At 58.0% G+C, this 23,807-nt stretch carries 37 protein-coding genes; all 37 read right to left on the bottom strand.

Annotation, left to right across the window (positions count from 1 at the left end):
• Positions 1-5 precede the first annotated feature (5 nt).
• The gene (locus tag OL236_RS02300) at positions 6-1,541 is read right to left on the bottom strand and encodes an ATP-binding cassette domain-containing protein (RefSeq protein ID WP_265071769.1); all 1,536 of its coding nucleotides are present in this window, start codon (positions 1,539-1,541) and stop codon (positions 6-8) included.
• An 18-nt stretch (positions 1,542-1,559) separates the two neighbouring features.
• Complete coding sequence (locus OL236_RS02295; protein WP_265071167.1) at positions 1,560-2,327, bottom strand: ABC transporter ATP-binding protein; 768 nt, start codon at positions 2,325-2,327, stop codon at positions 1,560-1,562.
• Positions 2,324-3,880 carry an ABC transporter substrate-binding protein gene (locus tag OL236_RS02290; protein WP_265071166.1) on the bottom strand — a complete coding sequence of 519 codons (1,557 nt, stop codon included), beginning with the start codon at positions 3,878-3,880 and terminating at the stop codon, positions 2,324-2,326. The genes OL236_RS02295 and OL236_RS02290 overlap by 4 nt, the downstream gene beginning before the upstream one ends.
• A 31-nt stretch (positions 3,881-3,911) precedes the next feature.
• A complete protein-coding gene (locus OL236_RS02285; protein WP_265071165.1) occupies positions 3,912-4,730 on the bottom strand; it encodes an ABC transporter permease in 819 nt (272 codons plus the stop codon).
• Positions 4,727-5,674, bottom strand: coding sequence for a nickel ABC transporter permease (nikB, locus tag OL236_RS02280; protein ID WP_265071164.1), 948 nt, complete (start codon positions 5,672-5,674; stop codon positions 4,727-4,729). Before nikB ends, OL236_RS02285 begins: the two co-directional genes overlap by 4 nt.
• Positions 5,675-5,842: 168 nt before the next feature.
• Positions 5,843-6,181 carry a 50S ribosomal protein L17 gene (rplQ, locus tag OL236_RS02275; RefSeq protein WP_265071163.1) on the bottom strand — a complete coding sequence of 113 codons (339 nt, stop codon included), beginning with the start codon at positions 6,179-6,181 and terminating at the stop codon, positions 5,843-5,845.
• Positions 6,182-6,195: 14 nt separating this feature from the next.
• A complete protein-coding gene (locus OL236_RS02270) occupies positions 6,196-7,155 on the bottom strand; it encodes a DNA-directed RNA polymerase subunit alpha (protein ID WP_009645117.1) in 960 nt (319 codons plus the stop codon).
• A 62-nt stretch (positions 7,156-7,217) separates the two neighbouring features.
• Positions 7,218-7,811, bottom strand: coding sequence for a 30S ribosomal protein S4 (gene rpsD / locus OL236_RS02265; RefSeq protein ID WP_009645113.1), 594 nt, complete (start codon positions 7,809-7,811; stop codon positions 7,218-7,220).
• Positions 7,812-7,829: 18 nt separating this feature from the next.
• On the bottom strand, positions 7,830-8,222 hold the full coding sequence (rpsK, locus tag OL236_RS02260; RefSeq protein ID WP_006191770.1) for a 30S ribosomal protein S11: 393 nt from the start codon (positions 8,220-8,222) through the stop codon (positions 7,830-7,832).
• Positions 8,223-8,238: 16 nt separating this feature from the next.
• The gene (rpsM, locus tag OL236_RS02255) at positions 8,239-8,613 is read right to left on the bottom strand and encodes a 30S ribosomal protein S13 (protein ID WP_006191768.1); all 375 of its coding nucleotides are present in this window, start codon (positions 8,611-8,613) and stop codon (positions 8,239-8,241) included.
• Positions 8,614-8,627: 14 nt separating this feature from the next.
• Entirely contained in the window at positions 8,628-8,741 is a 114-nt protein-coding gene (rpmJ, locus tag OL236_RS02250) for a 50S ribosomal protein L36 (protein WP_005842139.1), read from the bottom strand.
• Between the two features lie 44 nt (positions 8,742-8,785).
• Positions 8,786-9,004, bottom strand: coding sequence for a translation initiation factor IF-1 (gene infA / locus OL236_RS02245; RefSeq protein ID WP_009645081.1), 219 nt, complete (start codon positions 9,002-9,004; stop codon positions 8,786-8,788).
• 172 nt (positions 9,005-9,176) lie between these two features.
• Positions 9,177-9,821, bottom strand: a complete 645-nt coding sequence (locus tag OL236_RS02240; protein ID WP_009645085.1) for an adenylate kinase — start codon at positions 9,819-9,821, stop codon at positions 9,177-9,179.
• A gap of 13 nt (positions 9,822-9,834) precedes the next feature.
• Positions 9,835-11,091, bottom strand: a complete 1,257-nt coding sequence (secY, locus tag OL236_RS02235) for a preprotein translocase subunit SecY (RefSeq protein WP_009645098.1) — start codon at positions 11,089-11,091, stop codon at positions 9,835-9,837.
• On the bottom strand, positions 11,092-11,532 hold the full coding sequence (gene rplO / locus OL236_RS02230) for a 50S ribosomal protein L15 (protein WP_265071162.1): 441 nt from the start codon (positions 11,530-11,532) through the stop codon (positions 11,092-11,094).
• Positions 11,533-11,557: 25 nt separating this feature from the next.
• The gene (rpmD, locus tag OL236_RS02225) at positions 11,558-11,737 is read right to left on the bottom strand and encodes a 50S ribosomal protein L30 (protein WP_006191760.1); all 180 of its coding nucleotides are present in this window, start codon (positions 11,735-11,737) and stop codon (positions 11,558-11,560) included.
• Between the two features lie 12 nt (positions 11,738-11,749).
• The gene (rpsE, locus tag OL236_RS02220; RefSeq protein WP_006191759.1) at positions 11,750-12,280 is read right to left on the bottom strand and encodes a 30S ribosomal protein S5; all 531 of its coding nucleotides are present in this window, start codon (positions 12,278-12,280) and stop codon (positions 11,750-11,752) included.
• A 19-nt stretch (positions 12,281-12,299) separates the two neighbouring features.
• Positions 12,300-12,659, bottom strand: coding sequence for a 50S ribosomal protein L18 (gene rplR, locus OL236_RS02215; RefSeq protein WP_009645159.1), 360 nt, complete (start codon positions 12,657-12,659; stop codon positions 12,300-12,302).
• 28 nt (positions 12,660-12,687) lie between these two features.
• Entirely contained in the window at positions 12,688-13,239 is a 552-nt protein-coding gene (gene rplF, locus OL236_RS02210; protein ID WP_009645095.1) for a 50S ribosomal protein L6, read from the bottom strand.
• An 18-nt stretch (positions 13,240-13,257) separates the two neighbouring features.
• A complete protein-coding gene (gene rpsH / locus OL236_RS02205) occupies positions 13,258-13,656 on the bottom strand; it encodes a 30S ribosomal protein S8 (protein WP_009645148.1) in 399 nt (132 codons plus the stop codon).
• Positions 13,657-13,691: 35 nt separating this feature from the next.
• Positions 13,692-13,877 (bottom strand): type Z 30S ribosomal protein S14, encoded by a 186-nt coding sequence (locus OL236_RS02200; protein ID WP_009645105.1) that lies wholly within the window; start codon positions 13,875-13,877, stop codon positions 13,692-13,694.
• Positions 13,878-13,894: 17 nt separating this feature from the next.
• Positions 13,895-14,434, bottom strand: coding sequence for a 50S ribosomal protein L5 (gene rplE, locus OL236_RS02195; protein WP_009645131.1), 540 nt, complete (start codon positions 14,432-14,434; stop codon positions 13,895-13,897).
• Between the two features lie 21 nt (positions 14,435-14,455).
• Positions 14,456-14,788, bottom strand: a complete 333-nt coding sequence (gene rplX / locus OL236_RS02190; protein ID WP_265071161.1) for a 50S ribosomal protein L24 — start codon at positions 14,786-14,788, stop codon at positions 14,456-14,458.
• 14 nt (positions 14,789-14,802) lie between these two features.
• Positions 14,803-15,171 carry a 50S ribosomal protein L14 gene (gene rplN / locus OL236_RS02185; protein ID WP_009645106.1) on the bottom strand — a complete coding sequence of 123 codons (369 nt, stop codon included), beginning with the start codon at positions 15,169-15,171 and terminating at the stop codon, positions 14,803-14,805.
• 33 nt (positions 15,172-15,204) lie between these two features.
• A complete protein-coding gene (gene rpsQ, locus OL236_RS02180) occupies positions 15,205-15,462 on the bottom strand; it encodes a 30S ribosomal protein S17 (protein ID WP_006191734.1) in 258 nt (85 codons plus the stop codon).
• Positions 15,463-15,490: 28 nt separating this feature from the next.
• Positions 15,491-15,703, bottom strand: a complete 213-nt coding sequence (gene rpmC, locus OL236_RS02175) for a 50S ribosomal protein L29 (RefSeq protein ID WP_006191731.1) — start codon at positions 15,701-15,703, stop codon at positions 15,491-15,493.
• Positions 15,693-16,142: a 50S ribosomal protein L16 gene (gene rplP / locus OL236_RS02170; RefSeq protein WP_009645139.1), complete on the bottom strand. Its 450-nt coding sequence runs from the start codon at positions 16,140-16,142 to the stop codon at positions 15,693-15,695. Before rplP ends, rpmC begins: the two co-directional genes overlap by 11 nt.
• Positions 16,142-16,813, bottom strand: coding sequence for a 30S ribosomal protein S3 (gene rpsC / locus OL236_RS02165; protein WP_006191728.1), 672 nt, complete (start codon positions 16,811-16,813; stop codon positions 16,142-16,144). Before rpsC ends, rplP begins: the two co-directional genes overlap by 1 nt.
• 16 nt (positions 16,814-16,829) lie before the next feature.
• A complete protein-coding gene (rplV, locus tag OL236_RS02160) occupies positions 16,830-17,162 on the bottom strand; it encodes a 50S ribosomal protein L22 (protein ID WP_009645138.1) in 333 nt (110 codons plus the stop codon).
• 23 nt (positions 17,163-17,185) lie between these two features.
• Complete coding sequence (gene rpsS, locus OL236_RS02155) at positions 17,186-17,467, bottom strand: 30S ribosomal protein S19 (protein ID WP_009645084.1); 282 nt, start codon at positions 17,465-17,467, stop codon at positions 17,186-17,188.
• A 49-nt stretch (positions 17,468-17,516) separates the two neighbouring features.
• Positions 17,517-18,341, bottom strand: a complete 825-nt coding sequence (gene rplB / locus OL236_RS02150; RefSeq protein ID WP_009645099.1) for a 50S ribosomal protein L2 — start codon at positions 18,339-18,341, stop codon at positions 17,517-17,519.
• Positions 18,342-18,366: 25 nt separating this feature from the next.
• Positions 18,367-18,648 (bottom strand): 50S ribosomal protein L23, encoded by a 282-nt coding sequence (rplW, locus tag OL236_RS02145; RefSeq protein WP_009645115.1) that lies wholly within the window; start codon positions 18,646-18,648, stop codon positions 18,367-18,369.
• Positions 18,648-19,271, bottom strand: coding sequence for a 50S ribosomal protein L4 (gene rplD / locus OL236_RS02140; RefSeq protein WP_006191719.1), 624 nt, complete (start codon positions 19,269-19,271; stop codon positions 18,648-18,650). Before rplD ends, rplW begins: the two co-directional genes overlap by 1 nt.
• Positions 19,272-19,294: 23 nt before the next feature.
• Positions 19,295-19,954, bottom strand: coding sequence for a 50S ribosomal protein L3 (gene rplC / locus OL236_RS02135; RefSeq protein WP_006191718.1), 660 nt, complete (start codon positions 19,952-19,954; stop codon positions 19,295-19,297).
• 15 nt (positions 19,955-19,969) lie between these two features.
• Complete coding sequence (gene rpsJ, locus OL236_RS02130) at positions 19,970-20,323, bottom strand: 30S ribosomal protein S10 (protein ID WP_006191717.1); 354 nt, start codon at positions 20,321-20,323, stop codon at positions 19,970-19,972.
• Between the two features lie 179 nt (positions 20,324-20,502).
• On the bottom strand, positions 20,503-21,690 hold the full coding sequence (gene tuf / locus OL236_RS02125; protein ID WP_009645155.1) for an elongation factor Tu: 1,188 nt from the start codon (positions 21,688-21,690) through the stop codon (positions 20,503-20,505).
• Positions 21,691-21,709: 19 nt separating this feature from the next.
• Positions 21,710-23,788: an elongation factor G gene (gene fusA / locus OL236_RS02120; protein ID WP_009645153.1), complete on the bottom strand. Its 2,079-nt coding sequence runs from the start codon at positions 23,786-23,788 to the stop codon at positions 21,710-21,712.
• Positions 23,789-23,807: the final 19 nt, after the last annotated feature.

Raw genomic sequence — 23,807 nt, 5'->3', positions numbered from 1 at the left:
GTCGCTCACCGCACCTTTTTCGCGTAAATGCCAAAGAGCGGCACATCGTCATAGCGAAGGCTCTCGTCACCATGCACAAGGGACGCGACGTCGGCGTCGTATTGCACGGAAAAACCGAGTTTTTCGAGGAGATCTGCATCCCAAAGAGGACGGCGATGCGTGCTGACGCGAAGCTCGTCTTTGATCTTGTTGCATTCAATGAGAAGCGCCTCGCCGATGCCCGTGTGTACAGAATCCCGAGCATCTGCCGCCGAAAATGTCGTCTTTCCGTAATCCGAATCGAAGTTCAAGAGCATGCCGCCCGCCCTGAGCACGCGATGCCATTCGCGGTACGCCTCCATCGCATCGGGCAGCGTCCATGTGAGGTTGCGGCTGATGACGACATCGAAGGATTCGTCCGAAAAGTCGAGCTGCTGTGCATTCATCTTCCGAAGATCGGCCCGGCAGCCGAACGCCGCGAGGTTCTTCTGTGCCTCATCGATCATGCCCGCCGACATGTCGATGCCCGTGACCTCGTGTCCCATGCGCGTAAGCAGCACGGCAAAGAAACCCGCACCCGTGCCGACGTCGAGGATGCGCAGCGGCTTTTTCTCGGGCAAATGAGACGCTATGAACTTTTGCCAACGTGCAGCGTCGGAGCCTTCGAGTTCCCTTCGCCGCACGGCAGAGAACTTCGGGCTCCTCGCGTCCCAGTAGCTTTCAATCCGCTTTCCCAGCGCTTCTTCTCTCGCTATCATTTCCTTCGTTTTCATCCTATGATGTCTCCCCTCCATCTTCCTCTCGCGGCAAACGGAAAAATCTGCCGCCAAAAGTGCCTGCGTATGAGGCGACTTCGCCTGCCGCACGACCTCCTGCACCGTTCCTTCCTCCACGACCTTGCCGCCGTGCATGACGATGACGCGGTCAGCGATTGCAGGCAGGAGAGCGAGGTCGTGCGTGACGAAGAGGCACGCCGCCCCCTGCTCCTGCAAGATGCGGCGCAGGAGGCGCACGACCTGCGCCTGCACCGTAACGTCGAGCGCACTCGTCACCTCATCGCAGATCAGAAGTTTCGGCGAGAGCGTCAAGGCGCGCGCGATAGCGGCGCGTTGACATTCGCCGCCGCTTGCCTCGTGCGGATAGCGCACGGCAAAATGCGTTCCGAGCCCCACCTCTTGCAAGAGCTCCGCCACGCGCTCCTTGCGCCGCTCCTTTCTCCAGCCGTGCCGGAGGAGCGGCTCGGCGATGCTCCAACCGAGTGTCTTTCTGGGATCAAAGGAATCCTCGGGCATTTGAAAGATCATCTGCATCGCGCCGTACACTTCACGAAGCTCGCGCCCGCGCGTATGTGTGATGTCTTTGCCGCAAAAAGAGATGCGTCCTTCGTCCGCATCCAAAAGGCGTGCGGCGATGCGCATGGCGGTGCTCTTGCCGCAGCCGCTCTGCCCGACGATACCCAGACACTCGCCCGCCGCAACAGAGAAGTCCACGCCGTCCAGCACACGCCGCCGCGCCGCCCCCTTTCCAAAGGATTTTACCAGCCCTTCGGCTTTCAAAATCATTTCCACGATTCATTCCACCTACAATCTCGGCACGGCGGCGATCAGCTCCTTCGTATAGGCTTCCTTCGGATGGCGGAAGATATCCTCGCGCGTACCTTGCTCCACCGTCTCCCCGCGCCGCAAGACGAGAATGCGATCCGCCATGTAATACGCCAACCCCATGTGGTGTGTGACCAGAAGCATGGCGACGCCCGTGCGTCGGCGAAGTGCCATGAGCTCCTTCGCCACGCGCACCTGCGTCAGCGCGTCAAGTGCCGAAGTCGGTTCGTCCGCCAAGATGAGCTTCGGCTGCAGGAGCATCGCGGCGGCGATGCCTGCGCGCTGCGCCATGCCACCCGACAGGCGGAACGGGTACTCATCGAGCACTGCACGCGGAAGCTGCATCTGCACCATCAGCGCCTCGGCTCGTTCGCGAAACTCGGCATAGCTCCACGCCCTATGGGCGCATACGCTCTCATAGAGCTGGCTGCCGATCGTGCGTACGGGGCAGAAGGACGCGCCTGCATTTTGAAAAACCATCGCGATCTCTTCGCCTGCGAGTTTTCGCCGTGCATCTTTGGCAAGCTGCAGAACATCCGTCCCTTCCCAAAGGATTTCTCCTTCGCAGACGCTCGTGTCCAAGATGCCCATGACCGCCCGCAGAATTGTGCTCTTGCCGCTGCCCGACTCCCCCGCAAGGACGAGGATCTCCCCGCGATGCAGGCAAAAATTCACGCCGCGCACCGCCTGCTTTTCGCCGTACGAAACCGTGAGATTTCGCACGGCGAGAAGCGGCGTATCACTCACGACTTCTTCTCCAGTTCCGCGCTTACTTCATAGTAATCGGATGGATGCGCCTTGAGGCCTTCGATGCCCGGTTTCATCACGAGACTCATGCGCAGGTGCGATGCGTAGAGAACGGCGCAGTCATCCAAGACCTGCTGCTCCATGGCGACGGCAAGCGCAGCGCGTGCTTCGGCGCCGTAGGTGTTGTGCAGCTTGGCGGCGAGCTCTTCCACCTGCGGACTGTAGTAAAAGCCGCTGTTATCGACAGCATCCTTGAGGAGATTGCCCAGGAAATAATACTCGGGATCGCCCGTCGGCGCCGCTACGAGCGCTTTGGCGAATATATCATAGTCGCCGCTCTTCAAGAACGACTTGTAGCTATCCGTCGAGTTGACATTCAGCTTGATACCGATCTTCTTGAGATTCGCCTGCAGCGATTCGGCGAGAATCGGCAGCTCTTGCCGCGACGGATACGTCAGATAGCGAAGTTCCAAATTCTTGCCGCCCTGATCCACATAGCCGTCGCCGTCCGTATCCTCGTAGCCGGCTTCCTTCAAGAGCGCCTTTGCCCCATCCAAGTCGTAGGCAGCCGCCCGCACGGCATCACCGCCGAAAGGCATGCTCTTGGGGAATGGACCGACCGCAGGCGTACCGTTGCCCTTCAGCAGCACCTTGCAGAAGTTCTCCTTATCGAGCGCCATAGAAATCGCCCGACGCACGCGCACATCCTGCAGCTCGGGCGTCTTGTAGTTGAATGCCGCCTGATAGACGCGCGACGTATCGGCTTGGCTGATCTTGTACTTTGCGCTGTCCTTTTGGAAAAGCTCCAAACTCGCATAGGGCAGACCTTGCGCGGCATCCAACTCGCCGCTCTGCATCGCCATCGTCAGCGTATCACCGTCGGCAATGCTCTTGACGATGATCTTGTCGAGCTTCGGCTTGACAGCGCCCCAATACTTCTCGTTTTTCGAAAGCTCCATTTCGGTATCCGTGACCTTCTGCGCCACATACGGGCCGGTGCCGACGACGATGCGATCCTTTTCTCCCGCTTCCATGTCGATGATGCAGGCATAGGGATCTGCCAATGCGTTGATGAGCGTCGGCATCTTCTCGCTCGATACGAGGGTGACAGTCTGCCCGTCCGCCGTGATGGACTTGAGCTTCAGATTCTTCGGCGCACGGTCATGCTTTGCCACGAGGTCCTCCAAGCACGCTTTGACCGCTTCGCCCGTCATCTTCTTGCCGTTGGAAAACACGACATCGTCGCGCAGCTTGATCTTCATCGTATATTCATCGACCTGCTCAAAGCTCTCGGCAAGCCAAGGCACAGGCTCCATCTTCTCATTGAAGCGGAACAAGGTCTCGCCAATACCGTAGCGCAGGGTGCTCCAACCGTTATAGGAAACATGCGGGTTCGTGCCCGCATTCTCCATCGCCGCGCCATACGACATCGTGCCGTAGGTAAAGACTTTCTCCCCTGCCGCCTCGTTCTTATCCGCACCGCAGCCCGCGAAAATCGCCGCCGCGAAAAGCCCTGCCAAAGCTGCCACCAATTTCTTCTTATTCAGCTTCATTTTCCTGTAGCCTCCTCTTTTTCCTACTCGCTTACTTACTTAATTCCTTCGGTGCCAACACGTCGCGCAGCTTGTCGCCGAACAGGTTGAACGCCGCCACCGTGAGAGTGAGCGCCGCCCCCGGCGCTAAGATGACCCACGGCGTCGTCTGCAGCATGCTGCGCCCGCTACTCATCATCGAACCCCACTCCGCCGTCGGCGGCATCGCGCCGAGTCCGAGAAACGAAAGTCCCGCCAGCTCCATCGTGAGCGTGCCGAGATCGAGCGACGCCGTGACGAGAATCGGTCCCGCGATATTCGGCAGGACGTGATGGCGAAGAACGGCGCATGAACTGCCGCCCGCCATGCGCGCCGCTTCCATGTACGGCAATGCACACAAAGAGAGCGTCAAGCCGCGCGCGATGCGTGCATACTTCGCCCAGCCAAGAAACGAGAGAGCCGCCGCCGCATAAAAAAGTCCGCCGCCGAAAGCGCCTGCGATTGCGATCGCAAAGACGAGCTGCGGAAACGCGAGCAGCATATCGGCGAGCCGCATGAAAAAGGCATCGAGCCGCCCACCGCGATAGCCTGAAACCGCGCCGATCAAACTGCCCGCGCAGCTCACAAAGAGCAGCAGCGCCAGCGCCGAACCGAGCGTCGTCTGCGCCCCCACGAGGACGCGCGACAAGAGATCGCGCCCGTAGCGATCCGTCCCCAGAAGATGCTCGGCGCTCGGCGCGAGAAGCGCCTGCTCCAAATCCTGTGCATACGGATCATGCGGCGACAAGAGCGGCGCACAGGCGGCGACGATGAGCACGACGCCCACAGCTGCCGCGTATGGCAGCAGCGGGAGATATCTGCGCACCGTCATAATGCCCCTGCCTTTTCATAGCCGACGCGCGGATCGAGCAAACGGTAAAAAATATCCGCTGCGAGATTCAGCACGACATAGATCACCGCCATCCATGCCACATACGCCTGCACCAGCGGATAGTCGCGTGCCAAGACCGCCTCGACCGCCATTTTTCCCACGCCGTCCCAAAGGAAAATCGTCTCGACGATCGCCGTGCCGCCGAGAAGAGAGCCCATCGACAGTGCGAGCAGCGTGACGATGAGCACGAGAGAGCTGCGCAGCACGCTTTTCACAAGGATCGTGCGTTCCTTCACACCGCGCGCACGCGCCCCTATGACATACGGCTTCGCCAGCTCCTCCAAGATCACGGCGCGAATCTGGCGCGTGTACTTCGCGCCCATGGCAATCGCCAAGGTCAGCGCAGGCAGGAGGACCGCACGCCCATCGCCCGCCTTCGCCAAGATCGGCAGCCACTCAAGTCGCACGGCAAAGACATAGATGAGCAAAAGCCCCACGAAAAAATTCGGCAGGGAGTTGCCAACAAAAGTGCCGATGCGAATGAGAACATCTACCCAATGATTCTGCCGCGCCGCCGCCAAGATACCGAGAGGCAAGGCGAAAGCGAGCGTCATGAGGACGGAAGCAAGCATCAAGTAGAGCGTCGCCGGCAGCTTTTCCATGAACGTCTCCCATACCGGCTTGCCCGAGATATACGATTTTCCCATATCCCCCGTGACAGCCCCTTTGAGCCATACTCCGTACTGCACGAGGAACGGCTGATCGAGGCCCAGCTCCGCACGCTTCGCCGCCTTGACCTCCTCCGTCACACCGCCCGACTTCTCATACATCAAGTCAACGGCATCGTCGCCTGCCAACCGCATCGCGGCGAACGCCAAAAATGTGATGCACAAAAGCATCGGCACCATCTGCAGGAATCGTCCGATTATATAATTCTTCATCATTTTCTACCATTCGCAAAGCCTCTCATCTTTCCTACACAAAACATTTCATAGAAAATTTCCCGAAAAGATTAAGCTGCCTCTTTCATGTCATAACAAAAAAGCAAGGATGCGGAGTCCCACCTTATAGGTGAGACTCCCGTTCCTTGCTTTCTTACTTTCAGCGGGTCTTCAGACAAGCTCCAAAAGCGCCATCGGCGCGGCATCGCCGCGACGGGGGCCAAGCTTCAGGATGCGCGTGTAACCGCCCGAACGCTCCGTATACTTTGCAGCGATATCGCTGAAAAGCTTGCGGACTGCTTCTTCATCGCCAATATCGGCAATCGCCTGACGACGGGCGGCAAGGTCGCCACGCTTTGCCAGCGTGATGAGCTTTTCCGCGAGGCTTCTGACTTCCTTCGCCTTCGCTTCCGTCGTCTCGATGCGCTCATGCTTGAAGAAGGAGGCCAAGATGCTGCGGAAGAGTGCCTTGCGGGCACTCGAATTACGCCCTAATTTTCTATAGCTCATGGTTTATCCCTCTCTTATTCTTCTTCTTTCTTCAATGTCAAGTCGTACTCTTCAAGCTTCTTCTTGACTTCTTCCAAGGATTTCCTGCCGAGGTTCCTGACCTTCATCATGTCTTCTTCCGTCTTCGAGACAAGATCTGCGACCGTATTGATGTTCGCGCGCTTCAAGCAGTTGAAAGAGCGAACAGAGAGGTCAAGATCGTCAATCGTCGTCTCAAGAACCTTGGAAGCGTCCGGCTCCTCAGGCTCGGGAGGAACAATCTCCTCCTCTTCCTCAATCTCTGGAATGCCCGCCATATTTTGGAAGAGCTTAAAGTGCGAGATGAGGATAGTCGCCGCGCGGCTCACGCCCTCTTCGGGGCGGATGGAGCCATCCGTCCACACTTCGAGGATGAGCTTGTCATAGTCGGTGACGTTGCCCACGCGCGTGTCCTGCACGGTGTAGTTGACGCGCTGAATCGGGGAAAAGATGGAGTCGATCGGAATGACGCCGATGACATGATCGGGCTTCTTATTTTTCTCCGCTGCCACATAGCCTTTGCCGCGTTCAACGGTCATTTCCATGTGCAGCTCTCCGTCCTCGTTAAGCGTCGCGATGTGAAGATCGGGGTTCAAGATCTCAACGTCGGGATCGGTGATGATGTCCGCCGCCGTGACTTCCTTCTCACCCTTGACATCGAGGCGAAGAACGCGCGGCTCTTCGCTGTACATCTTGAAGCAGAGCGACTTGAGGTTCAGCACGATGTTCGTCACATCATCGCGGACGCCCGGAATGGTGGAAAACTCGTGCAGTACGCCGTCGATGCGGATCGAAGTGATCGCAGCGCCCGGCAGGGATGACAAGAGGATGCGCCGCAAGCTGTTGCCGAGGGTCGTGCCGTAGCCACGCTCCAAAGGCTCGCAGACGAACTTCCCATAACGATTATCTTCGCTGATTTCCACTATCTCGATCTTTGGCTTTTCGATCTCGATCATCTGGGATAACCCTCCTCCATTGTTCTCATGCAGTCAATCATATTGAAAATACCGGCAAGAGATTATCTGGAGTACAGCTCGACGATCGCCTGCTCGTTGACGGGGACGTCGATCTCATCGCGGCTCGGATAGCGCGTGACCGTACCGCTGAGCTTCGCACCGTCGGCAGTGAGCCATGCGGGAAGGTTCAGAGGCTTGTAGTTCTCGGCGAGCGCCTTGAAGAACGCATTCGAGCGGCTCTTCTCATCGATCGTGATCTCATCTTCGGCACGAACGAGCGCGGACGGAATATCGAGGCGCTTGCCGTTGACACGGATGTGACCGTGCGTCACGAGCTGGCGAGCCTGACGGCGCGTCTGCGCGAGACCGAGGCGGTATACGACGTTGTCGATGCGACGCTCCAGGAGACCGAGGAGGTTCTCACCCGTGACGCCCGGCATCGTCTTCGCCTTTTCATAGTACTTGCGGAACTGCTTTTCCAAAACGCCGTAGATGAACTTCGCTTTCTGCTTTTCCTTGAGCTGCATGCCATACTCGCTGACCTTGCGAGCCTGGCGGCGCGGCTGACGCTTGGACTGACGGCTGATGCCGACCATGCCCGGCTCAATGCCGAGCGAACGGCACCGCTTGAGGGTTGCGGATCTATCAATAGCCATATTTCTTCTGCACCTCCATCAAACTCTTCTGCGCTTCGGCGGACGGCAGCCGTTGTGCGGAATCGGGGTGACGTCCTTGATCATGTTGACTTCAAGACCCGTCGCCTGCAGGGAGCGGATTGCGGCTTCACGGCCGGCGCCGGGGCCCTTGACATAGACCTCGACCTGCTTCAAGCCATGCTCCATCGCGGCCTTCGCCGCGACTTCCGCCGCCATCTGTGCAGCGAACGGCGTGCTCTTTCTGGAGCCGCGGAAGCCGAGGCCGCCCGCGCTCGCCCACGAGAGGGCATTGCCGCTCTTGTCCGTCAGCGTGACGATCGTGTTGTTGAAGGTGGAGCTGATATGCGCAACGCCATATTCAATGTTCTTGCGGTCTTTTTTCTTCGTCCGCGTCGTTTTCTTTACTGCCACTCAATGACCCTCCCTTTTATTTGTCCTTCTTCTTGCCTGCGATGGCCTTGCGGGGACCTTTCCTCGTGCGGGCGTTGTTCTTCGTGTTCTGTCCGCGCACGGGAAGTCCCAGGCGGTGACGACGACCGCGGTAGCAGCCGATATCGACGAGACGCTTGATCGCCATCTGACGCTCACGGCGAAGATCGCCCTCGACGATCGCTTCCTTGTCGATGACGTCGCGCAGTTTCACGACTTCGTCTTCCGTCAAGTCGCGCGTGCGCGTGTCGGGGTTGACGCCTGCCAGCTTCAGAAGCTTCTGGGAGGTCGTCAGGCCGATCCCATAGATATATGTCAAAGCAATCTCGATTCTCTTGTCACGCGGTAAATCCACACCGGCGATACGTGCCATAGAAAAGCACCTCCTTAACCTTGTCTCTGCTTATGCTTCGGGTTTTCGCAAATGACCATGACGCGTCCCTTGCGCTTGATGATCTTGCATTTTTCGCAAATCCGTTTGACGGACGGCTTGACTTTCATTGACTTTGCCTCCTTCTGCGCTGCCTGCCGAATAGCGGCCGCGTCTACTTAAAACGATAGGTGATGCGGCCGCGCGTCAGGTCGTAAGGCGTAAGCTCAATCGTGACCTTGTCGCCGGGAAGGATGCGGATGAAATTCATACGGATCTTCCCCGAGACGTGCGCCAGGACGACGTGACCGTTTTCCAGCTCGACTTGAAACATCGCGTTGGGCAGCGCTTCCAGCACTTTGCCCTCAACTTCGATTACATCTTGTTTTGACATGAGCTTCTCCCTCTCTGAAATTGGGTTGGGCGAAAGCTGTCCATCTTCCGTGAAAGGAGCGTTCCGCATCGGGAATTGCCCATGCCCAACATCGTATTTTCTCGGACGCCAAACCCGCGCCCGCCGTGACGCTCTCGCGTCTTTATCGTTCGGTGGCTCTCGGACACGCAGCTCAGTCCTTCAAGGCGGCGAGCATGGCGGCCTTGACATCGTCAATGGCCTGTCTGCCGTCGATCTCCTTGTAGACGCCTGCCTTCTCGTAGTAGGCGATCAAGGGCTTCGTCTGCGCCTCGTAAACGGAGAGGCGATTCTTCATCGTCTCCTCGCTGTCATCTGCACGCTGGTAGAGGTCGCCCGCGCATGTGTCACAAACCCCCGCCTTCTGGGGCGGGTTGAACTTCACATGGTACGTCGCGCCGCAGGATTTGCAGATGCGGCGTCCGACAGCACGCTCGATGAGGTCCGCTGCCGGCACCGTGATGTTGAGGGCTGCGGTGAGGGATAGCCCCAGCTCTTTGAGGATGCCCGTAAGAGCATCCGCCTGCTCCACCGTGCGCGGAAAACCATCGAGGATGAAGCCCTTCTTGCAGTCGGGCTTCGCGAGCCGCTCCTTTACGATGCCGATCGTGACCTCGTCCGGCACGAGCTTGCCGGCGTCCATGCAGGCCTTCGCCTGTAGCCCAAGCTCCGTCCCCTCCTTCACGGCGGCGCGGAACATGTCGCCCGTCGAGATGTGCGGAATGCCGAATTCTTTCACGAGATTGGCCGCCTGCGTGCCTTTGCCGGCGCCCGGCGGACCCATTAACAGGATATGCATCAAAGGACTCCTCCTATTTCATGAAACCTTGGTAATGGCGCATGACCACCATGGATTCGATCTGCTTCATCGTGTTCAGCGCAACCCCGACGACGATGAGCAGTGCCGTGCCGCCGAAGTACACACCCTCGATGTGGGTCGCGCCCGCGACGAGGTTCGGCAGCACTGCGATGAATGCCAGGAAGAACGCGCCTGCCAGCGTGATGCGCGTCATGACAGTATCGAGATATTCTTCCGTCGGCTTGCCCGGACGTATGCCCGGGATGAAGCCACCGTATTTTTTCAGGTTCTCTGCCATATCCGATATCTTTACAGTAACCGCGGTATAAAAGTACGTGAAGAAGATGATGAGCAGCGCGTAGATGCTTGTCTGCAGCGGTGTGCCCCACGCAAAATAACCGGCGAGTGTGGTCACCCAGGGAACTTCAATAAACTGGGCGACGGTTACTGGAAACATCAGCACGGATGACGCAAAGATGATTGGGATGACTCCCGCATGATTGACCTTCAGCGGGATATGGCTGGAACTTCCGCCATACGTCTTTTTTCCGACGACCCGTTTCGCGTAGGAAATCGGGACTCTGCGGTTGCCCTCTTGGATGTAAATGACGAACACGATCATCAAGAGAGCGATGACGGCAAAGACGAATGCGTTGAAATAGCTGATCGTCCCCGCCTGCAAATAACTGTAGATCGTGCCGAGATTCTTCGGCAATGCTGCGACGATACCGGCAAAGATGATAAGCGATATGCCGTTTCCGACGCCGTTCGCCGTGATTTGCTCGCCGATCCACATGAGGAATATCGTGCCTCCCGTCAAGGTGATCGCGATGATCAGAATAGAGACGGGATTGGGATTCAAGATCGCCTGCTTCAGACCGATCGACATGCCGACAGCCTGGAAAAAGGCGAGCGCTACGGTCAAGTAGCGTGTGACCTTCGTCGTTTTCTTGTGCCCTTCCTGCCCTTCTTTGGACCATTGTTCCAAAGTCGGAATGACAACCGTGAGAAGCTGCATGATGATCGACGCGTTAATGTACGGCGTGATGCTCATCGCAAAGATGGAAAACTTGCTGAATGCACCGCCGGAAAAGAGATCCAACAGGCCGAACAGGTTGCCCGTGGCAAACAGCTGCTCAATGGCTGACGGATCAACGCCCGGCACAGGAATGTGCGTACCGAGCCGGAACACGGCGAACATGATGAGCGTGAAGATGACCTTCTGTCTTAGCTCCGGAATCTTGTAGATGTTCGCAAGGGCTGAAAACAATCAGATCACCTCGACTTGTCCGCCTGCCGCCTTGATCTTTTCTTCCGCCGACTTCGTGAAGCCGTTGGCTCGAACCGTGAGCTTCTTCGTGAGTTCGCCCTTGCCGAGGATGCGGATGCCGTCGCGGACGTTCTTCAGGATACCCTCTTCGACGAGTGCGACGGGATCGACAACAGCGCCGTCCTCAAAGCGGTTCAAGGTTTCGATGTTGACCTCCGCATAAATCTTGCGGAACACATTGTTGAAGCCGCGCTTCGGAAGCCTGCGGTAGATCGGCATCTGGCCGCCTTCGAAGCCCGTGCGGACGCCGCCGCCGCTCCTCGAATTCTGACCCTTGTGCCCGCGGCCTGCGGTCTTGCCGTTGCCGCTGCCGATGCCGCGCCCCACGCGGTTGCGCGTCTTTTTGGAGCCAGGCGCCGGGGACAATTCATGTAACTTCATACTGCTTGCACCTCCTTGTTCCTTCTTATATGTTCTCGACCTTCACGAGATGTTCGACCTTGTGGATCTGTCCCTTCAATGCGTCGTTCATCTCACGCTCCACCGACGAGTTGAGCTTACGAAGTCCGAGCGAACGAACGGTGGCTCTCTGCGTCTCGGGACGACCGATGAGGCTCCTCGTAAGAGTGATTTTAACCTTTGCCATCGAACTTCCTCCTTAACCTAAGAGTTCCTGCACCGTCTTGCCGCGCAGTTCAGCGACCGCTTCAGCACGCTTGAGCTGCTCGAGACCCTTGACCGTGGCGCGAACCATGTTGTTCGGATTCGACGAGCCAAGAGACTTCGTAAGGATGTCGCGAATGCCCGCAAGCTCCAAGACGGCGCGCGCAGGGCCGCCCGCGATGACGCCGGTACCTTTGGCGGCGGGCTTCAAGAGCACGCGGCCTGCACCGAAGATGCCGATCATCTCGTGCGGAATCGTCGTATCCTTCAAGGAAACCTCGATGAGGTTCTTCTTCGCGTCCTCGATGCCCTTTCGTATTGCCTCGGGCACTTCGCTCGCCTTGCCGAGGCCTGCGCCAACCTTGCCCTTCTTGTTGCCCACGACTACGAGGGCACTGAAGGAGAAACGGCGGCCGCCCTTGACGACTTTGGCGACGCGGTTGATGTAAACGACCTTCTCCTCAAATTCAGGAGTCTCGTTGTTTCTGTCCCGGTCCCTGTCATGGTTCCTGTCCATTCTAGCCATTCATTTACCTCCTTGCAAGTCAGAATTTGAGGCCTGCCTCGCGCGCTGCTTCTGCGAGCGCCGCGACGCGACCGTGGTAGATGTAACCCCCGCGGTCAAAGACAACCTCGGTGATGCCCTTTTCAAGCGCACGCTTCGCGACAGCAGCGCCGACAGCCTTCGCGGCCTCGATGTTGCCGCCGTAGTTCGAGAATCCCTTGTCCTTCGAACTTGCCGAGACGAGCGTCACGCCCTTCTCGTCGTCAATCACCTGCGCGTAGATGTTCGCGAGGCTTCTGTATACGTTGAGGCGCGGACGCTCTGCCGTGCCCGAAACGTGGTTACGGACGCGCAGGTGGCGCTTCTGCCTTGCCTTGTTCTTGTCTGCCTTGATCAGCACTATGGTCACTCCTTTCCTTTAAGCTGCCTTATTTCTTCGCCTTGGCGCCGGCCTTACCGACCTTGCGGCGGATGTGCTCGCCCTCGTACTTGATACCCTTGCCCTTGTACGGTTCAGGCAGACGATAGCTGCGGATCTTTGCAGCGATGGCGCCGACAGCTTCCTTGTCGATGCCCGAAACGACGATGCTCGTCGCGCTGGGCGCGTCAAGCGTAATGCCTGCGGGCGGCTCGACAATGACGGGATGGGAAAAACCCAAGGAAAGGTTCAGATTCTTGCCCTGCTTCGCGGCACGGTAGCCGACGCCGTTGATTTCGAGCGTCTTCTTGAAGCCTTCCGTCACGCCGATGACCATGTTGTTGATGAGCGTGCGCGTAAGGCCGTGCAGGGAGCGGTGCTCCTTGTCGTCCGACGGGCGCGTGACCGTGAGGACATTGCCCTCGACCGCGATCTTCATGTCCGGATGAAGCTCGCGGAAAAGCTCGCCCTTCGGACCCTTTACTGTCACCTTGTTGACTTCCTCGATCTTGACGGTTACGCCAGCGGGAATCTCAATCGGTGCTCTGCCAATTCTCGACATCTTTTCACCTCCAGACGTTTACCAGACATAGGCGACGACTTCGCCGCCAAGGCCGGCCTTGCGGGCTTCCTTGTCACTCATGATCCCCTTCGACGTGGAGATGATGGCGATGCCGAGTCCGCCGAGGACGCGCGGCAGTTCATCGTGCTTCGCATAAGCGCGAAGACCGGGCTTCGAGATGCGCTTGATGCCCGTGATGACCTTCTCGCGTGCGGGGCCATACTTGAGAAAAACCGTCAGCATGCCCTGCTTCGAGTCTGCCGTGAAGGTGTAATCCTTGATGAAGCCCTCTTCCTTCAAGACCTCGGCAATTGCCTTCTTGATCTTGGAGGCGGGAATCTCCACCTTGGAGTGGTAGACGGAGTTCGCGTTGCGAACGCGCGTCAGCATATCTGCAATAGGATCAGTCATTACCATGGAACCGATATCCTCCCTTTCATACGTTTCGTAGTTTACCAGCTGGCTTTCGTCACGCCGGGAATGGCGCCGTTGTAGCTCTGCTCGCGGAAGCAGATGCGGCACATGTCGAACTTCCTCATGTAGCCATGCGGACGACCGCAGATCTTGCAGCGGTTGTGCTGGCGCACCTTGAACTTCGGCTGCTGGCTCCACTTTTCGATCATCGATTTCTTAGCCACAGTTCATACCTCCTTCTTCAAGCCTTGAAAGGCATACCCATGAGCTTCAAGAGCTCGCGCGCCTCTTCGTCTTTTTCTGCTGTCGTGACGATGACGATGTTCATGCCGCGCAGCTTGTCAATCTTGTCGTACTCGATCTCGGGGAAGATGAGCTGCTCCTTGAGACCGACCGCATAATTGCCGCGGCCGTCAAAAGCCGTGCTGCTCACGCCGCGGAAGTCGCGGACGCGCGGCAGGGCGACGTTGATGAACTTGTCGAGGAACTGGTACATGCGCGTGCCGCGCAACGTGACCTTCGTGCCGATCGGCATGCCTTCCCTGAGCTTCCAGGCGGCAAGCGACTTCTTCGCGCGCGTCAGGATGGGCTTCTGTCCCGCAATGATCGTCAGATCGTTGACCGCAGAGTCAAGAGCCTTGGGATTGCCGACGGCTTCGCCGACGCCCATGTTGATGATGACCTTCTCGATCTTCGGAAGCTGCATGATGTTCTTGTAGCCGAACTTCTTCGTGAGCTCAGGCACAACTTCGTTCTTGTACTTTTCCTGTAATCTATCCAAACCGTGCTCCTCCTTCCTCAATTATTTCGTCTGGTCGATGACTTCGCCGCACTTCTTGCAGGCGCGAACCATCTTGCCGTTGACTTCCTTCTTGCCCGTGCGCGTCGCCTTCTTGCAGGCCGGGCATACGAGCATGACCTTGCAGGCGTTCAGAGGGGTTTCCTTCTGGATGATGCCGCCCTGCGGGTACTTCTGGCTCGGCTTCGTATGGCGCTTCACCTTGTTCACGCCCTCGACGACAACCTTGCCCTTCTTCGGCAGAGCCTCGACGATCTTGCCCTCTTTGCCCTTGTCCTTGCCTGCGAGGACGACGACCGTGTCGCCTTTCTTTACGTGCAGTTTCACCTGTGACAAAATAGCGCCTCCTATCAAAGAACTTCAGGAGCCAAGGAAACGATCTTCATGAAATCCTTCTCGCGCAGCTCCCTGGCCACGGGGCCAAAAATACGGGTTCCTCTCGGCGTCTTGTCTTCCTTGATGAGCACGGCGGCGTTCTCGTCAAAGCGGATGTAAGAGCCGTCCCGACGACGGATGCCCTTGACGCTTCGAACGACGACAGCCTTGACGACATCGCCCTTCTTGACCGTGCCGCCGGGGGCCGCTGCCTTGACGGCAGCCACGATAACATCACCGATGTTGGCATACTTGCGGTACGAACCGCCGAGCACGCGGATGCACATGATCTCTTTCGCGCCCGTATTGTCGCCAACATTCAGCATGGTCTGCTGTTGAATCAATGTATGAACCTCCCTTTCGAGATCGTGGCGAAATTATTTCGCCCTCTCGACGATCTTCACGACTCTCCAGCGCTTGTGCTTCGAGAGCGGGCGGGTCTCCATCAGAGCCACCGTATCGCCGACATGCGCCTCGTTGTTCTCGTCGTGCGCCTGGAACTTCACCGTCTTCTTGACGGCCTTCTTATAGAGCTTGTGCTGCTCAATGTCGACAACGGCGACGACGACGGTCTTGTCCATCTTGTCGCTTACGACCTTGCCGACTCTCGTCTTGCGTTCATTTCTCTCGCTCATCAAAGAGCCTCCTTCCTCTGCATATCAATCAATTCTTCGCCAAGCAAACGTCCTGATTCTCAAGTTCGCGCTGCACCGTCTTGACGCGCGCGATCGACTTCTTGACTTCCTTGATACGCATCGGATTCTCCAGCTGGCCGGTAGCGTGCTGGAAACGGAGGTTAAACAGCTCCTGTTTGAGCGAAGCAAGCTTTTCAACAAGCTCCCCGGCATTCAAGTCGCGTATCTCATTAACCTTCATTTACTTCACCGCCCTCTGCTGCTTTCAGTGACTCCTCGCGCGTGACGAACTTCGTGCGGATCGGCAGCTTGTGGCCTGCAAGGCGCATGGCCTCCATGGCGACTTCCTTCGACACGCCGTCCATCTCGAAGAGCACACGACCGGGCTTGACGACGCACACCCAGTACTCGGGCGAGCCCTTGCCGCTGCCCATGCGGGTCTCGGCCGGCTTCGCCGTGACCGGCTTGTCGGGGAAAATCTTGATCCAGACCTTACCGCCGCGCTTGATGTAGCGCGTCATGGCGATACGGGCGGCTTCGATCTGACGATTCGTGATCCAAGCCGGCTCCAGAGCCACAAGGCCGAACTCACCGTGGCTGACCGTGTTGCCGCGATGTGCCTTGCCCTTCATGCGTCCGCGAAACTGCTTGCGGTATTTGACTCTCTTCGGTAATAACATTAAGCTTCGCTCCCTTCAGCGGCAGCCCTCTTGGACTGCTTCTTCTCTGGAAGGATTTCGCCCTTGAAGATCCAGACCTTGACGCCGATGCGTCCGTACGTCGTGCGGGCTTCCGCTGTGCCGTAGTCGATGTCGGCGCGCAGCGTGTGCAGCGGAATGCTGCCCTCGCGATATGCCTCGCTTCGGGCGATTTCCGCGCCGCCCAAACGACCCGAAACCTTGACCTTGATGCCCTTGGCGCCGAGGCGCATCGTGCGGCCGACCGACTGCTTCATGGCGCGGCGGAACGCGATGCGGCGCTCCAGCTGCTGCGCGATGTTCTCGGCGACGAGCGTCGCGTCGAGATCAGGCTGACGAATCTCGGAGATGTTGATGTCGACCGTCTTTTCCGTCTTGCCCTTGAGGCCTTCCTTGATCTGCTCGATGCCCGAGCCGCCGCGGCCGATGACCATGCCGGGCTTCGCCGTATGGATCGTGAGCTTCAGACGGTTCTTCGAGCGCTCCGTCTCGATCTTCGAGACGCCGGCAGCGCCGAGGCTGTCTTTCAAATACTTGCGGATCTTGATATCTTCATGCAGGTTGTCTGCAAAGTCCTTATCTGCGTACCATTTTGCATCCCAATCCTTGACGATGCCGATGCGGATGCCGTTCGGATTTACTTTCTGACCCAAACCTTTTCCCTCCTCCTCATCTTTCTTCCACGGCGACGGTAACGTGGGACGTGCGCTTCAAAATCTTGAACGCCTGCCCACGAGAACGCGGGTGGATGCGCTTGAGTGTCGGGCCCTGATCGACATAAGCCGTCTTGATGTAGAGCTTGTCGACATTCATGTCGAAGTTGTTCTCGGCATTGGAAACGGCGGATTTCAATACCTTCTCTATGACGTCCGCACCGATTTTCGGCGTGAACTTCAAGATTGCGAAAGCTTCGGCGATGTTCTTGCCACGGATGAGATCCATGACGACACGCACCTTGCGCGGCGCAATCCGTACATACTTGGCTGTAGCTTTTGCTTCCAAAGGGGAAATGCCTCCTTTCGCTCTTATCTCAGCGAAGTCTTGCGCTCTTCGCCGGCATGGCCTTTGAACGTGCGCGTCGGAGCGAACTCTCCGAGCTTGTGTCCGACCATATCTTCCGTCACATATACAGGAACGTGCTTGCGGCCGTCGTGCACGGCGATCGTGTGACCCACGAAATCCGGCAGGATCGTGGAACTCCTCGACCACGTCTTCACGACCTTCTTGTCGTTCGCCGCATTGAGCGCGTCAATTTTCTTCACGAGACTTTCTTGTACGAAAGGCCCCTTCTTGACTGATCTCGACAAAATATATCCTCCTTCCGCTCAGGCAGCCTGAGCTGCCTTCCCCCACGAATTACTTGCGGCCACGCACGATGAGCTTGTCCGACGCCTTCTTGCGGCGCGTCTTGGCGCCCATCGCGCACTTGCCCCACTTCGTGACCGGATGCTTGCGGCCGACCGGGCTGCGCCCTTCGCCGCCGCCATGCGGATGGTCGTTCGGGTTCATCGCTACGCCGCGATTCTCCGGACGCTTGCCGAGCCAGCGATTGCGCCCCGCCTTGCCGATCGTGATGTTCTCATGCTCGAGGTTGCCGACCTGGCCGATCGTCGCGCGGCAGTTGATGTGCACCTTGCGAAGCTCGCCCGAGGGAAGACGCAGGAGCGCGTAGTCGTTCTCCTTCGCCATGAGCTGCACGGCGCTGCCGGCGCTTCTTGCGAGCTGTGCGCCCTTGCCGATCTTCAGCTCGATGTTGTGGATCATCGTGCCGACAGGAATGTTCTTGATGGGAAGCGCGTTGCCGACCTTGATGTCAGCCTCTGCGCCCGACTCCACCTTGTCGCCGACCTTAAGGCCGTTCGGTGCGAGGATGTAGCGCTTCTCACCGTCTGCGTAGTTCAGGAGCGCGATGCGAGCGCTGCGGTTCGGATCGTACTCGATCGTCGCGACGCGGGCGGGGATGCCGTCCTTCGTGCGCTTGAAGTCGATGATGCGGTAGCGGCGCTTGTGACCGCCGCCCTGATGGCGAACCGTCATGCGGCCCTGCTGATTGCGTCCGCCATGACTCTTGAGGCTCTCGACGAGGGATTTTTCCGGCTTGTCCGTCGTAATTTCGTCAAACGACGCGACCGTCATGAACCTGCGGCCTGCGGAATAAGGTTTGAAACTTTTGATTGCCACTTCTTTTTACCTCCTTTGCTCGATTTTATGCCTGGAAGAACTCGATCGTCTCGCCCGGAGCGAGCTTCACAATCGCCTTCTTGTAGTCCGAGCGCTTGCCGACGAAGCGACCCATGCGCTTCATCTTGCCGCTGACGTTGACCGTGTTCACGTTTGCGACCTTCACGTTGAAGACCTCAGCGACCGCCTTGGCGATCTCGATCTTGTTCGCTTTCTTGGCGACGACGAAGACATACTTGCCTTCCTCCATGAGCTGGGTGCTTTTCTCTGTGATCAGCGGGCGGATGAGGATATCGCGTGCGTCCATTATGCGAGCACCTCCTCAATCTTTTCTATCGCAGCCTTCGTGATGAAGAGCTTCGTGTGGTTCAGGATGTCGTAGACGTTGAGGCCCATCGTGTTGATCGCCTTGACGCCGGGGATGTTGCGCGAAGAAAGCTCGACGTTCTCGTTCTCATCGAGCGTGATGATAAGGCTCTTCGCATCGACGCCGAAATCGCCAAGCATCTTGACGACGCTCTTCGTCTTCGGGGCATCGAACTGAAGGTCGTCGAGGACGATGAAATCACCGCTCGCCACCTTGTCCGAGAGAGCGCACTTGATCGCGAGGCGGCGCTGCTTCTTCGGCATGCGGAAAGCATACGAGCGCGGCTGCGGGCCGAAGACCGTGCCGCCGCCGACCCACAGCGGCGAGCGCGTCGAGCCGCTTCTCGCACGACCCGTGCCCTTCTGTCTCCACGGCTTCCTTCCGCCGCCCCTCACGAGGCCGCGCGTCTTCGTCGCATGCGTGCCGAGACGGCGCGATGCGAGCTGCATGACGACGGCCTGATGCACGAGACCGGCATTCATCTCCACGCCGAAGACGCTGTCATTCAATTCGATATCGCCAACCTGCTGGTTTGCGCTATTATAAACTGCTACTTTTGGCATAAGTTAGCAATCCTCCTTCCAGATTATTTTTCCGCCTTTTTCGGCTTGTCCGGCTTGACCGTGGCACGAACCACGACAAGACCCTTCTTCGGGCCCGGGATTGCGCCCTTGATGAGGATGAGGTTGCGCTCCGCGTCCACACGGACGACGGAAAGACGCTGCACCGTGACCCTCGCATGACCCATCTGGCCAGGAAGCTTCTTACCCTTCAAGACGCGGCCGCCATGACCGCTGATCATCGCGCCCGTCGAGCCGGGTTCTCTGTGCGACTTCGAACCGTGCCCCATGGGGCCGCGCGCGAAGTTGTGGCGCTTGATCGTACCAGCGAAACCTTTACCCTTCGAGGTGCCCGTCACATCGACGAGGTCGCCGGCAGCAAATATGTCAACGCCGATAGTGTCACCGACGTTATATTCCGAAGCATCAGTAAGACGCATCTCGCGGATGAAGCGCACAGGCGCGACTCCCGCCTTGGCGAAGTGACCTTTCAGAGGCTTCGTGACCCTCTTCTCCTTGACTTCGCCGAAGCCGATCTGGACAGCGTTGTAGCCGTCGTTCTCCACGGTCTTGTTCATGATGACAACATTGTTGCCTGACTCGACGACCGTGACAGGGACGACAGTGCCCTCTTCCGTAAAGATCTGCGTCATGCCAAGTTTTCTTCCCAAAATAGCTTTCGACATAAATTCCACCTCCCCTTACAGCTTGATCTCGATGTCCACCCCGGCCGGCAGGTCAAGGCGCATCAGTGCGTCCACCGTCTTGTTGGAAGGATCGAGGATGTCGATGAGGCGCTTGTGCGTGCGCATCTCGAACTGCTCGCGCGAATCCTTGTTGACGTGCGGGGAGCGCAGGATCGTGTAGATGTTCTTCTCCGTGGGGAGCGGAATCGGACCCGACACACGAGCACCCGTCCTCTTCGCGGTATCGACAATCTTAACCGCGCTCTGGTCGAGAGCCTTGTGATCGTAGGCCTTCAAACGAATACGGATTTTCTGCTGTTTCGACAATGTTTTTTCCTCCTTGTCGTCCGGACTCCATGGCCCAAACATTTCTCCGCAACAGTTCCCTCGGCTCTGCCGAGCCATCTGCCGCGTCATCGCATGGGAGCAATAAGGAAGCGCTGAACTTGTCAGTGATTCCGGAAATGAGATAAATACACAAAGCCTTTATAAAGGGCTGCGAGACCGCAGCCCTTATAAAAGCCTTTATGATGTTGGAAACCTTTACCTTAGCCCTCGATCTCCGTCACGCGGCCGGCGCCGACCGTATGGCCGCCCTCGCGGATCGCGAAGCGCAGGCCCTTCTCGATGGCGATCGGCGTGATGAGCTCAACTTCCATCTCGACATTATCGCCAGGCATGACCATCTCCGTGCCCTCGGGCAGGCGGACAACGCCCGTGACGTCCGTCGTGCGGAAGTAGAACTGAGGACGATAGTTCGTGAAGAACGGCGTATGACGACCGCCCTCTTCCTTCTTGAGGACGTAGACCTGAGCCTTGAACTTCGTGTGCGGGTTGATCGAGCCGGGCTTCGCGAGAACCTGGCCGCGGACGATGTCCTTGCGATCGACACCGCGCAAGAGAGCGCCGATGTTGTCGCCGGCGACAGCCGTGTCGAGCATCTTGCGGAACATCTCGATGCCCGTAACAACCGTCTGCTTCGTCTTATCTTCGAGACCGACGATCTCAACCGTATCGTTGAGCTTCAGCTCACCGCGCTCGACGCGGCCCGTTGCGACCGTGCCGCGGCCCGTGATCGTGAAGACGTCCTCAACCGGCATGAGGAAGGGCTTCTCCGTATCGCGCGTCGGCGTCGGAATGTACTCATCGACAGCATCCATGAGTTCGAGAATCTTCTTCTCCTGCTCCGCATCGTCCTCAAGAGCCTTGAGCGCAGAACCTGCAATGACCGGAATATCGTCGCCGGGGAACTCATAAGCCGTGAGGAGGTCGCGGACTTCCATCTCGACAAGCTCAAGAAGCTCAGGATCATCAACCTGGTCAACCTTGTTGAGGAAGACGACGATCGCCGGAACGCCGACCTGGCGAGCCAAGAGAATGTGTTCGCGCGTCTGCGGCATCGGGCCGTCGGCGGCGCTGACGACGAGGATCGCGCCGTCCATCTGAGCAGCGCCCGTGATCATGTTCTTGACGTAGTCGGCGTGGCCCGGGCAATCGACGTGCGCGTAATGACGCTTGTCCGTCTCGTACTCGACGTGCGCCGTGTTGATCGTGATGCCGCGCTCCCTCTCCTCCGGAGCCTTGTCGATGTCCGCGTAGTCCTCGAACTGCGCCATGCCCTTCTTGGACAGAACCTTCGTGATTGCTGCCGTCAGCGTCGTCTTGCCGTGATCGACGTGGCCGATCGTACCGATGTTGACATGCGGCTTGGTTCTCTCAAACTTCTGCTTTGCCATATTGTTTTTTCCTCCCTCGTTACTCGCCCTTGTTCTTGGCGATGATAGCCTCGGCTATATTCTTAGGAACTTCATCATAGTAAGAAACTTCCATGGAGTAGTTCCCTCGACCCTGTGTCTTGGAGCGCAGATCCGTCGAATATCCGAACATCTCGGACAGCGGAACGAACGCATTGATGACCTGAGCGCCGTTTCTCGCTTCCATGCCCTCGATGCGGCCACGGCGTGAATTGATGTCGCCCATGACATCGCCCATATACTCTTCCGGCACAATGACCTCGACCTTTACATAAGGCTCGAGGAGCACCGGATTCGCCTTCTCGGCACCATTCCTGAACGCCATTGAGCCGGCGATCTTGAACGCCATTTCCGAAGAGTCGACCTCGTGGTACGAACCGTCGTAGACCGTGACCTTGACGTCGACCATCGGATAGCCCGCGATGACACCGTTGTCCATAGCCTCGCGCACGCCGTTCTCGATCGGGTTGATGAACTCCTTCGGAATGACGCCGCCGACGATCTTGTTCTCGAATGTGAAGCCTTCACCCGGCTCCTGCGGCGTGAGCTCGAGCCAGCAATGGCCATACTGACCATGACCGCCCGACTGACGGACGAACTTGCCTTCCGCCTTCGCGGACTTGCGGATCGTCTCGCGGTACGCAACCTGCGGATTGCCGACGTTGCAGTCGACCTTGAATTCGCGCAGCATGCGGTCGACGATGATTTCCAAATGAAGTTCGCCCATGCCCGAGATGATCGTCTGACCCGTCTCCTGATCCGTGCGCACACGGAACGTCGGATCTTCTTCCGCCAGTTTCTGCAGGGCGATGCCCATCTTCTCCTGATCGTTCTTCGTCTTCGGCTCGACCGCGACCGAGATGACCGGGTCAGGGAACTCCATCGACTCAAGAATGATCGGCTTTGACTCGTCGCACAGCGTGTCGCCCGTCGTCGTGTCCTTCAAGCCGACGGCAGCAGCGATGTCGCCGCTGTAGACCGTATCAAGCTCGGCACGGTGATTCGCGTGCATCTGCAGGATGCGGCCGATGCGCTCCTTCTTGCCCTTCGTCGAGTTGAAGACATAAGAGCCGGAGGAAAGCGTGCCCGAGTAAACGCGGAAGAACGCGAGCTTGCCGACGTAAGGATCGGCCATGATCTTGAACGCGAGCGCCGCAAAGGGGCCGTCGTCCGTCGAATCGCGATGATCCTCTTCGCCCGTATCAGGGTTGACACCCTTGATCGCGGGGATGTCGATCGGCGCGGGCATGAAGTCGACGATCGCATCGAGCATCGGCTGCACGCCGCGGTTGCGGTACGAAGAGCCGCACGTCACCGGCGTCATCTTGCAGGCGATCGTCGCCTTGCGGATGGCCTTACGGATCTCATCTTCCGAGATTTCCTCACCGCCGAGGTACTTCTCCATGAGGTCGTCATCCTCTTCGGCGACGGCTTCGAGGAGCTTGTCGCGGTACTCGTCGGCCATATCCTTCATATCATCGGGAATCGCCACCTCATCGGCGACCTTTCCGAGGTCGTCCTCATAGATGATCGCTTCCATCTTGATGAGATCGACGATGCCGGAGAACGTATCCTCCGAGCCGATCGGCAGCTGGATTGCCACCGGATTTGCCTGCAGGCGCTCCTGCATCATCTTGATGACGTTGAAGAAGTCCGCGCCCGTGATGTCCATCTTGTTGACATAAGCCATGCGCGGGACATTGTACTTCTCCGCCTGACGCCAGACCGTCTCCGTCTGAGGCTCGACGCCGCCTCTGGCCGTCAGGACGGCAACAGCGCCATCGAGGACGCGCAGCGAGCGCTCCACCTCGACTGTGAAGTCAACGTGACCGGGCGTATCAATGATGTTGATGCGATGATTCTTCCAATGGCAGGTCGTCGCAGCCGACGTGATCGTGATGCCGCGCTCCTGCTCCTGTGCCATCCAGTCCATCGTGGCAGCGCCATCATGAACCTCACCGATCTTATGTGTAATGCCCGTATAAAAGAGGATACGCTCTGTCGTCGTTGTCTTGCCGGCATCGATGTGAGCCATGATGCCGATATTGCGAGTTTTTTCCAGAGAAAACTCTCTTGCCACTTATTATCGCTCCTTAACT

Source organism: Selenomonas sputigena (assembly GCF_026015965.1).
In the GTDB taxonomy this organism is placed as follows: Bacteria; Bacillota; Negativicutes; order Selenomonadales; family Selenomonadaceae; genus Selenomonas.
The sequence above is the reverse complement of the archived record's forward strand: the minus strand, read 5'-3'. Positions and strand labels throughout refer to the sequence as shown.

Bases quoted from the DNA above. Each gene is read 5' to 3' on its own strand.
- rpsE (WP_006191759.1), bottom strand. From the start codon at position 12,280: ATGGCTAGAATGGACAGGAACCATGACAGGGACCGGGACAGAAACAAC.
- rpsM (WP_006191768.1), bottom strand. From the start codon at position 8,613: ATGGCACGTATCGCCGGTGTGGATTTACCGCGTGACAAGAGAATCGAG.
- tuf (WP_009645155.1), bottom strand. From the start codon at position 21,690: ATGGCAAAGCAGAAGTTTGAGAGAACCAAGCCGCATGTCAACATCGGT.
- OL236_RS02240 (WP_009645085.1), bottom strand. From the start codon at position 9,821: ATGCATATCCTGTTAATGGGTCCGCCGGGCGCCGGCAAAGGCACGCAG.
- rplF (WP_009645095.1), bottom strand. From the start codon at position 13,239: ATGTCGAGAATTGGCAGAGCACCGATTGAGATTCCCGCTGGCGTAACC.
- rpsD (WP_009645113.1), bottom strand. From the start codon at position 7,811: ATGGCTATTGATAGATCCGCAACCCTCAAGCGGTGCCGTTCGCTCGGC.
- rpmJ (WP_005842139.1), bottom strand. From the start codon at position 8,741: ATGAAAGTCAAGCCGTCCGTCAAACGGATTTGCGAAAAATGCAAGATC.
- infA (WP_009645081.1), bottom strand. From the start codon at position 9,004: ATGTCAAAACAAGATGTAATCGAAGTTGAGGGCAAAGTGCTGGAAGCG.
- rpmD (WP_006191760.1), bottom strand. From the start codon at position 11,737: ATGGCAAAGGTTAAAATCACTCTTACGAGGAGCCTCATCGGTCGTCCC.
- rplP (WP_009645139.1), bottom strand. From the start codon at position 16,142: ATGTTATTACCGAAGAGAGTCAAATACCGCAAGCAGTTTCGCGGACGC.
- nikB (WP_265071164.1), bottom strand. From the start codon at position 5,674: ATGATGAAGAATTATATAATCGGACGATTCCTGCAGATGGTGCCGATG.
- rplW (WP_009645115.1), bottom strand. From the start codon at position 18,648: ATGGACGCACGCGATATCCTCATCCGCCCGCTGATCACAGAGAAAAGC.
- rpsH (WP_009645148.1), bottom strand. From the start codon at position 13,656: ATGGTAATGACTGATCCTATTGCAGATATGCTGACGCGCGTTCGCAAC.
- OL236_RS02300 (WP_265071769.1), bottom strand. From the start codon at position 1,541: ATGATTTTGAAAGCCGAAGGGCTGGTAAAATCCTTTGGAAAGGGGGCG.
- rplC (WP_006191718.1), bottom strand. From the start codon at position 19,954: ATGTCGAAAGCTATTTTGGGAAGAAAACTTGGCATGACGCAGATCTTT.
- rplO (WP_265071162.1), bottom strand. From the start codon at position 11,532: ATGAAGTTACATGAATTGTCCCCGGCGCCTGGCTCCAAAAAGACGCGC.
- rplQ (WP_265071163.1), bottom strand. From the start codon at position 6,181: ATGAGCTATAGAAAATTAGGGCGTAATTCGAGTGCCCGCAAGGCACTC.
- rpsQ (WP_006191734.1), bottom strand. From the start codon at position 15,462: ATGAGCGAGAGAAATGAACGCAAGACGAGAGTCGGCAAGGTCGTAAGC.
- rpsJ (WP_006191717.1), bottom strand. From the start codon at position 20,323: ATGTTTGGGCCATGGAGTCCGGACGACAAGGAGGAAAAAACATTGTCG.
- rplD (WP_006191719.1), bottom strand. From the start codon at position 19,271: ATGCCAAAAGTAGCAGTTTATAATAGCGCAAACCAGCAGGTTGGCGAT.
- OL236_RS02270 (WP_009645117.1), bottom strand. From the start codon at position 7,155: ATGATCGAGATCGAAAAGCCAAAGATCGAGATAGTGGAAATCAGCGAA.
- OL236_RS02290 (WP_265071166.1), bottom strand. From the start codon at position 3,880: ATGAAGCTGAATAAGAAGAAATTGGTGGCAGCTTTGGCAGGGCTTTTC.
- OL236_RS02285 (WP_265071165.1), bottom strand. From the start codon at position 4,730: ATGACGGTGCGCAGATATCTCCCGCTGCTGCCATACGCGGCAGCTGTG.
- rpmC (WP_006191731.1), bottom strand. From the start codon at position 15,703: ATGAAGGTTAATGAGATACGCGACTTGAATGCCGGGGAGCTTGTTGAA.